Origin of the sequence: Parasphingorhabdus sp. (assembly GCF_039982395.1) — a bacterium.
Lineage (GTDB): Bacteria > Pseudomonadota > Alphaproteobacteria > Sphingomonadales > Sphingomonadaceae > Parasphingorhabdus.
This window is the reverse complement of record NZ_JBDWYO010000003.1, coordinates 470,015-482,483: the sequence shown is the minus strand read 5'-3', so window position 1 is coordinate 482,483 and position 12,469 is coordinate 470,015. Positions and strand designations below refer to the sequence as shown.

At 53.4% G+C, this 12,469-nt stretch carries 10 protein-coding genes; 6 read left to right on the top strand and 4 right to left on the bottom strand.

The genetic code is table 11. The features are described from left to right. Window positions 1-36: 36 nt before the first annotated feature. Together ABJV08_RS08875 and ABJV08_RS08870 are read right to left on the bottom strand one after the other, a co-directional pair. Window positions 37-2,139 (bottom strand): TonB-dependent receptor plug domain-containing protein, encoded by a 2,103-nt coding sequence (locus ABJV08_RS08875; protein ID WP_348052573.1) that lies wholly within the window; start codon window positions 2,137-2,139, stop codon window positions 37-39. Window positions 2,140-2,272: 133 nt separating this feature from the next. Next, window positions 2,273-2,542, bottom strand: a complete 270-nt coding sequence (locus tag ABJV08_RS08870) for a hypothetical protein (protein ID WP_348041084.1) — start codon at window positions 2,540-2,542, stop codon at window positions 2,273-2,275. A gap of 78 nt (window positions 2,543-2,620) precedes the next feature. Here ABJV08_RS08870 and ABJV08_RS08865 point away from each other — a divergent pair, with 78 nt between their 5' ends. From ABJV08_RS08865 to ABJV08_RS08850, 4 genes are all read left to right on the top strand, one after another. Continuing rightward, entirely contained in the window at window positions 2,621-3,439 is an 819-nt protein-coding gene (locus ABJV08_RS08865) for an SDR family NAD(P)-dependent oxidoreductase (RefSeq protein ID WP_348041082.1), read from the top strand. Window positions 3,440-3,580: 141 nt separating this feature from the next. Further along, window positions 3,581-4,597: a toll/interleukin-1 receptor domain-containing protein gene (locus ABJV08_RS08860; RefSeq protein WP_348041080.1), complete on the top strand. Its 1,017-nt coding sequence runs from the start codon at window positions 3,581-3,583 to the stop codon at window positions 4,595-4,597. Continuing rightward, window positions 4,597-6,363, top strand: coding sequence for a TRAFs-binding domain-containing protein (locus ABJV08_RS08855; protein ID WP_348041078.1), 1,767 nt, complete (start codon window positions 4,597-4,599; stop codon window positions 6,361-6,363). Before ABJV08_RS08860 ends, ABJV08_RS08855 begins: the two co-directional genes overlap by 1 nt. Continuing rightward, the gene (locus tag ABJV08_RS08850; protein ID WP_348052576.1) at window positions 6,360-6,911 is read left to right on the top strand and encodes a nuclear transport factor 2 family protein; all 552 of its coding nucleotides are present in this window, start codon (window positions 6,360-6,362) and stop codon (window positions 6,909-6,911) included. Before ABJV08_RS08855 ends, ABJV08_RS08850 begins: the two co-directional genes overlap by 4 nt. 23 nt (window positions 6,912-6,934) lie before the next feature. On the opposite strand, the gene ABJV08_RS08845 is transcribed toward ABJV08_RS08850, so the two are convergent. Further along, entirely contained in the window at window positions 6,935-7,642 is a 708-nt protein-coding gene (locus ABJV08_RS08845; RefSeq protein WP_348041074.1) for a DUF3592 domain-containing protein, read from the bottom strand. A 96-nt stretch (window positions 7,643-7,738) separates the two neighbouring features. Next, window positions 7,739-9,262, bottom strand: a complete 1,524-nt coding sequence (locus ABJV08_RS08840; RefSeq protein ID WP_348041072.1) for a fumarate hydratase — start codon at window positions 9,260-9,262, stop codon at window positions 7,739-7,741. A gap of 754 nt (window positions 9,263-10,016) precedes the next feature. Between ABJV08_RS08840 and ABJV08_RS08835 the strand changes: the two genes are divergently transcribed. Together ABJV08_RS08835 and ABJV08_RS08830 are read left to right on the top strand one after the other, a co-directional pair. Next, entirely contained in the window at window positions 10,017-12,011 is a 1,995-nt protein-coding gene (locus ABJV08_RS08835) for a ribonucleoside-diphosphate reductase subunit alpha (protein ID WP_348041285.1), read from the top strand. 37 nt (window positions 12,012-12,048) lie between these two features. Beyond that, window positions 12,049-12,444 (top strand): membrane protease subunit, encoded by a 396-nt coding sequence (locus ABJV08_RS08830; protein WP_348052578.1) that lies wholly within the window; start codon window positions 12,049-12,051, stop codon window positions 12,442-12,444. The last annotated feature ends 25 nt before the right edge of the window (window positions 12,445-12,469 follow it).

Here is a 12,469-nt window from a genome sequence, read left to right as displayed (position 1 = left end):
CTATCCGGCTATGCGATGCACCAGTCCGGTGCGCGGTTAAAAGCTACCGCTCACCGTTAGGCGATAGATTAGTCCGAATTTGCGATTGCGGTTTTCGATAAAATTGATCGGACCATCGCGGCGCGCCACATAATCCGTTCTAACGAACCGGTCAGAACGGTTGAACAGATTCCCAAGATTCGCGTTCACCGTCAGGCCGAAGACATCCTTATGCTCAATGAAGACCGCTGCATAAGGGGCAAGCTCATCAAAGTCGGCTGTTTGATCCAGCCGTGTTTGCGGGAATCCATCAAATCTTTGTATACTGCCACCATAGGCGAAATTGGAATTGGGAATGTCGTGGCGGAAGTTGATCTCATATTCATATATGAAGTCATTGCTAATCCGTCGCTTCACGCCGGTTAGCGGGTCGAGCACGCTGCTGCGCCGGGCCTCTGCTTCGACATCGATCTTCGCGCCTTTCCAGCCCAAGGAGTCCAGCAAGAAGGTAGAAACGACAGAGATGCCATATTGTGTGGCGCTATCCAGATTCCCCAAAGCTTCGGTGGTTGCGGTGATCGGGATGGCGTCCACGATATCGCTGATCTTATTATAATAGCCCGTCACGGTCGTCGAGCCAAATGCGCCCAAATTGAAGGTGCCTTCAACTTCCGCATTCCAGCTTTGTGGCGGCACCAATGCGGGATTGCCCGCATTGCGGACATCATTGGAGACGTCGACGGACGCGACAAAGTCAAAGAAGTTGAGTTGGTCGACTTTGCGCTCAAGCTTGAAGCTGAAGTCCAGATCATCCTGGGGCTTCCACGCCAGTGAGATCGATCCTTTCGGCCGGATGAAGGAGCGCGTTTGTCCAAGCGGCCCATTCTGGCTGATCTGGCTATACTCGCCGCCCAAGGTAGTTTGCAGAGTCAGATTGTCGGTTAGCGCGCGTCCGTAGGTTCCGATAATTTCACCGCGATATTCCGTCACCTTGCTGTTTGCGTTGTCCAAGAGGATCGGTTGGAACACGCCTTGAGCATCGCGGACGAGCAACGCGCCCTCGCTTTCCAAGAAGTTATACGCGCCTTCCACATTGACGCCCCAGTCGGTTCCGCCATCGGTTTTCCAGCTATATTCGGCGCGCAACACAGATTCGCCTTCGTCGATGGTGCGATTAAACTGATTGCCGCGAGGCGGTGTTACGCCATCGGTGAATCTTTGCTCGAAAATATTCTCGAAGGGGCTGTGCTCCAATCGTTGCAGGCCGATCAATTTTAAGCGGCCACCGCCCAAATCAAACTCGTAGTCGGCGCTGACCTCTGCATTCCATTCGTTTTCGCGGCCGGCAAAATTTTCGGTTATATCCAGTTCGCCGGGCTTGCTGCGATCGGTGGCGACCCGTTCGCGAAAATGGTTGATTCCATATTCCGCGTTGATGTTGAATATCGAGCCCGTTGTGCTGGTCGACGTATAGGATGTGCTGAGCGTAGGGCGATCTCCGCGAACCCGGGCGACTTCATCGCGAATAAAATTGCGATCGGTAGCATTGGGGAATGTGATATGTTCGCGGCCCTGTGCGCCGTTGCGAAAAGCATCATTCTCTAGAGCAATGGTGAACTCGCCCTTGCCGAGCGGTCCGCTTATCGAAATGTCTCCGGCAAACCAGTTCTCGCCAGCCCGACGGAACTGAGGCTGCCATCGGAAGTTGCCGGTTACACCCCGGTCATCATCACCGTTGGTGACAACATTCAATACCTGTCCAGAGAGACCGCTAATACTCAACGTGGCTCCATCGACGATTTCAAGGCGGACGATATTTTCAACAGAGATGCGGCGCAGCATTGTAAATGCATCATTATTCTTGCCCGATATTCGGGCACCGTTGATCAGGACATTCTCATCGGCTTGGCCAAGACCACGTTCGTTGTTATCCCCTGTATCGACGATGAAGCCCGGTATCTGATTAACAATATCCAGCGCCGTCCGCGGATTGAACCGCTCGAACTGAACGACATCATAAATTTGGCGTCCGTTTTCGGTGCGGGGCTGCAAGTTGGATAGGGCGGGTGTTTGGGCATGGGCCGCCATGGGGAAGAGGCTTGAGGCGATTATTGCACTCATTGCAATGCCAACCAAAGCCTGGGTTCTATTGTTCAACATGCTTCCCCAAATAGTCCGTTTCGAATGAGGCGCTGCTATGCTCGATTGGTTGCAGTCGATACTGGCTTTCGATAAACTACATTCGTAGTCGGATAAACGGCTTTGCCCATTATGGCTGATAAGTCACTCAATCTTAGTGTTTGTTGGAAAATAGCACCCAGACGGCTGCACCATTGGCGAGCGTGTAGACAGAGTAGAAAATCACGGCGGTTAGCAGTCCCATACTGGCAAAAACCATGGCCGAGACGAGCATGAAAAATTCCAGAATATAGCTGCCATAGGGGCCCAGCACTTTGTTAAAACTGGTGCGCGCCTCGGCAATGATCGGATGCTTGCTCTCAAGCATAGCCTTGTGCATCGCAAAATTGGCGACGCCGCAGAGGAAGATGACAAAAACATACATGGGTTCAACATAAGCCCATTGTCTGTCATTGTCATGGGAACAAAAATAAACCTCCCAGTTGAGGTGAAGGAGCGGCATATGGATTTTGCAGGCAAGACGGCGGTCGTCACCGGCGGCGCAACTGGCATCGGACTGGCATTGGCCAAACAGATGGGCAGGGCGGGGGCTCGGATCATATTGTTTGAACCGCGAGAGAACCGCTTGCAGGAAGCAGTCGCAATCCTTGCTGAAGATAATATTGATGCGAAATATTTTGTCGGAGACGTCAGCAAGCCGGAGGAGATCGAGGCGCTCGCGGCATTCGCATGGGCGGAAAACGGACGCGGCGACATCATCATCAACAATGCCGGAGTGAGCGGTGGTCGCTTGTCGGTGCTCGATATGGACATGGAGCAGGCGAGGGCGCTTTACGATGTCAATTTCTGGGGCGCATGGAATGGCATTTCAACATTCGGCAAACGCTATAAGGCCGATGGTCTGCCTTCCGCAATCTATACGGTTGGTTCGGAGAACAGCTTGTTCAATGCTTTGCCGAAAACCGGTGGTGCATATGTATCCAGCAAACATGCCGTGCTTGGTTTGATGGATGTGCTGCGTCGCGAGGCTCCGGACAATATCGAATTGGGTCTGATCATCCCTGGTTGGGTGAAGTCGGAACTGTCAGAGCTGCAAGCCGACGAGGCAATGGATACCGATAAATTTGCCGCGACCATTTTCAAGCAGATGCAGGCAGGCGAATTTTATCTGGTCAGCCATGCCTATAACGTCGTGCGGATGGAAGAGCGTTGGGCCGAGGTTTATGGCGCTTACGAAAAATATGCACCGCGTCATGACGGCGATGAGGTCGGTGATGTCCAGCTTTGGGTGGAACGGATGCGGGCGACACGGAAAGGGTGACGCCGGTGTCGCTTCTCGACACCATGATCGGCGGGTAAAACGCAGGTGTAACGTTCGAGAATCCAACTCTCTTGTTCTGTTAAGCGCAGGATACTATGGTCACGTTGACAAAGGGATAGCCCCATTGGGGGGGGCAATGATATGGCAGATATTTTCATAAGCTATTCGCGAAACGACCGCGAACGATGCACGGCTATTCGCGACATATTGGAAAGTTTGAAAGTCAGTGTCTGGTTTGATGCCGGCATCGGAGCAGGTTCATCCTTTGACCGGGAAATCGAACGCGAAATTGAAGCGGCCAAGGCTTTGCTAGTTCTGTGGACGGAGGAGTCGGTGGAATCCGATTGGGTGCGCAACGAAGCGCGCACGGGCAAAGAACGCAGCGGACTGATCGCGGTGCAATTGCGACCCTGTACCTTGCCGCTGGAATTCCGGTCCGTGCAAGCGGAAGTCCTGCCGGAAGGCGCCGAAGGAACCGACAATGCGATCTGGATCGGTATATTGGAACGGATTGGTGAATTGCTCGATCGGCCAGGCCTGGTTGAATATACCCGATTGAAAGAAAAGAGCAGCGTCGCTGACTGGAAAAACTGGTTGGCGCGTTTTCCCAAAGACCCTCTGGTTCCTGATGTTATCGATAATCTCGTGGCTAGCGCTACGCCCGACATGAGCCAGCAACTGGCCGGTGAACGCGCAAAGCGTAGCGCGATGGAAGCGGAATTGGCGGAATTGGCGGCCGCCTCCAAAGCACAATCGGGCGAGTTTGCCACAGGCGCTCGTGAACTGGTCCGCCTGCGCCGCGAGCTGGATGAGGCGCAGTCGGGTCAGCATGACGCTGAGAGTGAACTGGCTCGGTTTCGAGAAGCCAGCGGAGGCAAAAACAATGGCGATGGCGAACTATCCGGCCTTGGCATTGTTCTGAACGATAAAATCGCAATCTATCTTGCCGCATTGCTGTGGATTGTGGCCATCCGGTTTTGCTGGGATCATCTGAACCAATTGATCAAGGGCTATGGTGCGCTCGGCGATGTGTTCTGGATAATATTCGGCATCATGACATTGGCCGTGCCGGCGACGCTGCTCACGATCAAGATATTGCGCAAACGGAAAGCTATGCAGCGGGAAGAAGAGACGTTGGCGCATAATGTTGCCGACTGATGGCGACCAATGATGCAACTGCTCTGACGAAAGCCGCTATTGATAGCGGCAATCTGCTACTGGCTTATGATACGGCAGTTTCGGCCCTTAGTGATGGCGATACGTCGATAGAATTGCGCCATCTCATGGTGCTCGCGCTCGCTCGAATGGGCAATGGTGAGCAGGCGCTTGAGCTTTTCCATCAATATGGTTTGGATTCTTCACCCGATGCCCACCATCGCGCGATCGCCGCACGAATATTGAAAGATGCGGCGCTGGCGACTGTGGAAGAGGCGGAGCGAAAATCCGCACTGCAGGAAGCGTATAAAGCCTATCGGCAGATATTTGAGGATAGTGGCGATGCCTATCCCGGGATCAATGCAGCAAGCTTGGCATTCCTCGGCGGTCTGGCGGAAGAAGCACAAAAAATTGTCGAGTCCATCCTCCAAATTCCTGCCATTGGACACCCAGGCAACTATTACGATCTGGCGACAAAGGCAGAAGCATATTTGATTGCGGGTCGGTTTGAAGAGGCTGCCGCAACATTGTCTGACGCCGGAGCAATGAAGGATGCGAATGCCGGCGCGCGCGCTAGCAGTTTCAAGCAATTGAAACTGGTCGGGCATGAGGCGGGGCTGGATAGAGAAGCAATCGATCAATTGCTGGCACCAATTTCACCACCCATGGTCATCCACTATTGCGGGCATATGTTTCTGGAAGGCGTTGAAGCGGAAGCCAGGTTGAGAGCGGCAGTCGATGACTATCTGAGCCGCAATGATGTCGGATATGCTTATGGTGCGCTCGCATCTGGCGCCGACATTCTGATCGCCGAAGCAGTGCTTGCCCGGGGAGGAGAGCTCAATGTGGTTCTTCCATTCATCCAGGAAGATTTTATAGCCCAATCCATTGTGCCGGCGGGCGAGGGTTGGTTGAAGCGTTTCGAGGCCTGTATGCAACAAGCCAATAGTGTCAACTATGCAACCGAAATGCACTATGTCGGTGACCCTGACCAATTTGGCTATGCTAGCAAGGTCTCTATGGGAATGGCCAGGCTCCGGGCACAATATCTCGGAAAACCCGCCCGGCAACTTGCAATATGGGATGGTGTGGACTCTTCAGGGCCAGCGGGAACCGGTGCCGATGTGGCGGCGTGGAAGGCCTTTGGAGGCGAAACCCATAGCGTGGATGCGGGCGATATCGATCGCAATCTAAGTGGTTCGCAAAATCCGGATGATGACCTGCACAAGCGGACCGTCGCAGCCATATTATTCACTGACTTTCCAGGATTTTCAAAGCTTGCAGAGACAGCATTGCCGGTGTTTTGGAACGGTGTGATGGGCAATATGGCGACGGTGTTGGAAAAATACCCGGGCCAAATTCTTGCCCAGAACAGTTGGGGAGATGCCCTTCTTGCCGTCACACCCGATGCGCCTTGTGCCGCCAGTCTGGCGTTAGAGCTTCACAGCTCGCTCCGAGATTTTGATTATGCATCATTGGGTATGGCCAAAAGTGGGGGCATGCGCATCGCGATCCACTATGGCCCAGCCTATGAAATTCGGGACCCGATTACCCAAAAGACAACATTATACGGCACAGAAGTGTCCCGGGCTGCGCGGATCGAACCGGTAACGCCTCCGGGCGCTGTGTTTGTGACTGAACCTTTTGCTGCAGTCTTGGCACTTGAGGCACCAGACCGATATCGATGCCGATATGTGGGAAAAATTGAATTTGCGAAGGGTTACGGCACTTACCCTATTTATCAACTGACGGATCGGAATCGGAATTGAGCAAATTTCGCAACCAAACGGGGAGAGGCTTCTCTGATTTATATCGCAAAAAATTGCGCCGATTTGATAAGCTATGCGGCAAATCCAAGCGGCTAGTTGCATTTTTCGCCACGCTGGCACTTGCAGCTTGCTCGCCGGCCAATGATGATCCTGAGACGAGTGCCGAAGCCGCTTTCGCAGACTATGTCGCGGCCTTGAACAATGGAGACGTAGAAGTAGCAGCATCGATCTATGATGACGCTGATGGGTTCCACTGGATCGAACGCGGCGCAGTGCAATATGCAAGTGCAGCCGAGGCTGCAAATTCGTTGAAGGCTTCACTACGGTCTGGTGGGAAGGCGAAGATGCGCACGGATAATGTTCATGTCGCCGAGATGGGCACAGATAGTGCGCTAGTCTCTGCACATTTCGAATATACGATGTTTGATGACGCGGACAAAGCGCTGTTTTCCTTTGACGGCTGGATGACCGTTGGCATGGTCAGGCGAAAAAACGGCTGGAAAATTGCCGGCGGTCAAACGGGACCCGGTGCAGCCGAACAAGAATGAAGACCCTGGTTCAACGGCCTGAGCTAAATGTTATCGGCCAACCATTCTACATCGAGCATATGGCGGGATGAATTGTTGGGATCGACCAATACTCGCAACTTCCTGTCGGGCAAATATTCTGTTGGATCGATCCAGACGGCTTTGCTCAAATATTGCTCCAGCTTACCGGTGAAGGGGTTCTTGCCCTGGGCCAGAATCCGATAAGGATTGCGACCATTCATGCTCTGCCCTAAATCTCGTTGAACCTCGAGAAAATCGACAGAAAATGCCGTGCCGTTTTCAAGCAACCATAATCTGGTCCGCGCTTTGTGAACTTGCCAGAAATACATCCCGCCGCCGATCGAAGAAAAGATGGTGCCCAGGCAGCCAAAGATGATCACCATGGCCCATCGGCCCCAAAAGTCATTTATGATGGCATCGGCCGGATTGTCGGGCGCATAAAGCAGGATGACGTCTTGCCCCTTTGAATAGCGCGGCGGATTGGAACCGACGCGATCGATAAATTCATGGGTGACGGCTTCGTCATCTGTAAACCGCACCAATGCGGAATATGTGTAGCTTGTGTTGCCATCCTTATTCTGCTGTTTGCGAACGAGATCGATGATCTGGCCTTCGGCCTCTTTCGCATCGGCGATAAAGTCGTTCTGATCGATATAGAGATAAGAAGTGGCGGCAAGCATCATCAAGCCGACCAGCAAGAAAATACCACCCACAGCCTTCACTAGATTCATCGATATCTCACTTAATCAAGCGCAATGGTTTTGCAGCGGATAATATATCCGAACTTGTGACTGATGATATCTGCCCGTTTCGCGGATGTTCGCCAGTCAAACCCCTTCGAGTAGCCCTTCCTTCTTGATCTTCTCCTGCCAGACCAGTGGTGCGAGATGGTGCACACTCGCTCCTTCGGCATCGACCGCTACCGTGACCGGCATGTCTTGCACTTCAAATTCGTAAATGGCTTCCATGCCGAGTTCTTCAAAGCCGACAACCTTCGAACCTTTGATCGCGCGGGACACCAGATAGGCGCTGCCGCCGACCGCCATCAGATAGGCGCTTTTGTGCTTCTTGATCGAACCGACAGTATCCAGTCCGCGCTCGGCCTTGCCAACCATTGCGAGCAAACCTTGTTCCAGCATCATGTCGGTAAACTTGTCCATCCGCGTGGCGGTGGTCGGGCCGGCTGGGCCAACCACTTCTTCACCAACCGGATCGACCGGACCGACATAATAGATAACGCGGCCTTTGAATTCGACCGGCAATTCTTCGCCAGCTTCCAGCATGTCCTTGATCTTTTTGTGCGCGGCATCGCGGCCGGTCAGCATCTTGCCGTTTAGCAACAAGCGGTCGCCATGTTTCCATGTTGCAACTTCAGCGGCATCGAGCTGGTCGAGATGAACGCGTTTGGCTTCCGATGATGGCGTCCAGTTGACGTCCGGCCATTCGTCGAGCTTCGGCGCTTCGAGATAAGCAGGGCCACTGCCGTCGAGCGTGAAATGCGCATGGCGGGTCGCGGCGCAATTGGGAATCATTGCAACCGGTTTGCCCGCAGCATGACAAGGCCAGTCATTGATTTTGACGTCGAGGATGGTGGAAAGTCCGCCCAATCCTTGTGCGCCAATGCCAAGTGCGTTGACCTTGTCGAAAATTTCGATCCGCATTTCTTCCATATCATTGCGCGGTCCGCGTTCTTTAAGTTGCCCCATGTCAATTGGATCCATGAGGCTCTGCTTGGCGAGCAACACGGCGCGTTCGGCGGTGCCGCCAATGCCAATGCCGAGCATGCCGGGAGGGCACCAGCCCGCGCCCATCTGCGGAACCATTTCCAGAACCCAGTCGATGATATTGTCGCTCGGGTTCATCATTTTGAACTTTGATTTATTCTCGGACCCGCCGCCCTTGGCTGCAACATCGACAGAGACTTTGTCGCCGGGCACCATCTCGACATGCAAGACGCTTGGCGTATTGTCTTTGGTGTTGCGCCGGGTGAAGGCAGGGTCGGTCAGGATCGAGGCGCGCAGCTTATTCTCTGGATGAAGATAAGCACGGCGCACACCTTCATCGACAATCTCCTGCATGGATTGCGATGTTTCATCGAGCCGACAATCCATACCCCATTTGACGAACACGTTCACGATGCCGGTATCCTGGCAAATCGGACGATGGCCCTCGGCGCACATTTTGGAATTGGTCAGGATCTGCGCAATCGCGTCTTTGGCAGCCGGGGACTGTTCTGCATCATAGGCTTTCCCGAGCGCGCGGATATAATCCATCGGATGATAATATGAAATAAATTGCAGCGCATCAGCGACGCTTTCGACGAGGTCGGCGGTCTTGATAGTGACGGTCATATTGGCTCCAAGAAACTGGCGATGGGCGATCCATCTGCCTTTTGGCTGATATGACTGTGCCGGGCAAGTTTTTGTCAGCAAGCAGCGTGACCTGCTGTGATGACGATGATCGGTTCCTTGTGGCTCGAAAACGAGTTGCTGGCACAATTCTTCTGATGTGCGGCTTTATGTGAATAAAGTTATCGACCACCAGATATGGTGTCATAATTTTGTCAACAGCCCCTGTGCATGATTTGTGGATAGTTTTTTTGTAAAATTTGCGAAGAGGTCTTGCACTTTGCCGGACGCTTAGAAGGTCCACGCGTCGCTGCAATGCAGCATGAATTGGCCCTCGACGAAGCGATTCATTTATACGACGAACGGAGTCGTTAAAATGTCATTTACCCTCTTGCATATAATTTCGATTCAGCCACTATAGGTTGTGGTTAGGCCAAGGGGGCATAGCAACTTATAGTGTTCGTCGTCTTTAACACCGACTCGGTGGACGTCTCCCCTTGCGCCAAAAGCAACGTAATATTCGGGGTTTTGGGCAGGAAAATAAATGCCCGCCGCGGTGCGAATACTGTTAGGATAAGGGCTTCGGCCCGAGTCGAACAAGACAGGAACAAACGCCCGCGAAAAATCCCGGTGGTCGACCGGCCTTCAGGCCGTTGTGATTGTTGGATTAGTAGAGTGAATTTAGGGGGCTTTGATGGATTTTAGAGATAACCGCGACAACGAGAATGTGTCCGGAACAGATGCGAGTGAGATGGAAATGGGCGCGGAAGTATTGGATACGCCAAAAAGCAAAGCCGAAAATTCAACACCAACAAGTGAACCGGAAGTCAGCAAAAAAGTAGCTGCTGAAACCGCGTCGGCGAAAGCCAATGACGAAAAAGAACTGAAAGCCGAGCGCGACAGCCACAGCGTTGAAAAACGCCGGTTCAAGATCGAGCAGGATGACAGTCGCGACGATTTGCTGACCGACTTCGGGAAAGAGACTCTCAAGGATCGCTATTTGCTGCCCGGCGAATCCTTTCAGGATCTGTTCGCCCGTGTTGCGGACGCTTATGCGGATGATCAGGATCATGCCCAGCGTCTCTATGATGCGATCTCCAAGCTTTGGTTCATGCCAGCAACGCCTGTGCTGTCCAATGGTGGCACCGGACGTGGCCTGCCAATCAGCTGCTATCTCAACAGCGTCGATGATAGCCTTGGCGGCATCGTCAACACCTGGAACGAAAACGTCTGGCTTGCGTCACGCGGCGGCGGCATCGGCACCTATTGGGGCAGCGTTCGCGGCATTGGCGAACCGGTTGGGTTGAACGGCAAGACATCGGGCATCATTCCTTTCGTCCGTGTGATGGACAGCCTGACCCTAGCGATTTCGCAGGGCTCGTTGCGCCGCGGTTCAGCCGCTTGCTATCTCGATGTTGATCATCCCGAGATTGAAGAATTTCTTGAAATCAGAAAGCCTTCTGGCGACTTTAACCGGAAAGCTCTGAACCTGCACCATGGCGTGTTGCTGACCGACGAATTTATGGAAGCGGTTCGCGATGGCACCGAATTTGACCTCAAGTCGCCCAAAGACGGTTCGGTCCGCGGCACGGTTGATGCGCGTAGCCTGTTCCAGAAGCTGGTCGAAACACGACTGGCAACTGGCGAACCTTATATCATTTTCAGCGACACGGTGAACCGGATGATGCCGAAACATCACCGCGATCTGGGTCTCAAGGTTTCCACCTCCAATCTCTGTTCAGAGATCACCTTGCCGACAGGCCGTGATCATCTGGGTGAAGACCGGACCGCCGTATGCTGCTTGTCCTCGCTCAATCTTGAAAAATGGGATGAATGGTCGGTCGAGAAGGGCTTTATCGAAGATGTCATGCGCTTCCTCGACAATGTGCTGCAGGACTATATCGACCGCGCACCGGATGAAATGGCGCGTGCCAAATATAGCGCAGAACGCGAGCGCAGCGTTGGCCTTGGCGTGATGGGCTATCACAGCTTCCTGCAGGCCCGCGGCCTCGGCTTTGAAAGCGCATTGGCAAAATCATGGAACTTCAAGATCTTCAAGCATGTTTCGGCGAAGGCGTCCGAAGCCAGCATGATGCTCGCGAAAGAGCGCGGACCTTGCCCCGATGCCGCCGATCAAGGCGTTATGGAGCGCTTCAGCTGCAAGATGGCGATCGCACCGACCGCGTCGATCAGTATCATCTGCGGCGGCGCATCGGCCTGTATCGAACCGATCCCGGCAAACATCTACACCCACAAAACGCTCTCGGGCAGCTTCGTGGTGAAGAACCCGCATCTCGAAAAATTGCTGCAGGAGAAGAGCAAGGATTCGACCAATGTCTGGAATTCGATCCTGGAGAAGGGCGGCAGCGTCCAGCATCTGGATTTCCTCAGCGCCGACGAGAAAGACGCGTATAAGACTAGCTTCGAGATTGATCAGCGCTGGCTGCTCGAACTCGCTGCCGACCGGACGCCGTTCATTGATCAGGCGCAGTCGCTGAACCTGTTCATCCCGGCAGATGTCGACAAATGGGACCTGTTGATGCTCCACTTCCGCGCATGGGAGCTGGGCATCAAGTCGCTCTATTATCTGCGTTCGAAATCGATCCAGCGCGCCGGTTTCGCCGGTGATGACTCGATGTCTAGCGAAGCCGGTGGCGGCGTCGAAGCCGACAATACGCTCGATCCGAAAACGGTCGAGCTAATGACCACCGCCGGTTCCACCGACTATGATGAGTGTCTCGCCTGCCAATAGGCAGCGAAGCATAGCGTATTAGGATTGAGCAAATTTCATGAGATTAGGGGCAGCAGGATATTTGGTAATTTTTGGGATCCTAGCGATCCTGATCATCTTGATCATGGCAGTCTATCCCCAATATCGTGTCTATTCTCAGCGATTGGCAGGGGAGGCTTCCTTGGCTGAAGCGCAGTCATCCCGACAAGTCGCGGTGCTTGAAGCGCGTGCCAAACGGGAAAGTGCAACGGAACTGGCCGCTGCTGAAATTTTGCGTGCCGAAGGCGCGGCCAAAGCCAATGCGATTTTGCAAGACAGTTTGGGCGGGCCGGAAGGATATTTGCGATATCTGCAGATTCAGGCACTGGAATCGTCCAAAGCGTCTTTAATTTACGTTCCAACCGAAAGCGGCCTGCCGATCACCGAGTCCGCTAGAATCAGACAAGCTCAATGACGGAAAATTGATGCAATAGACTTTG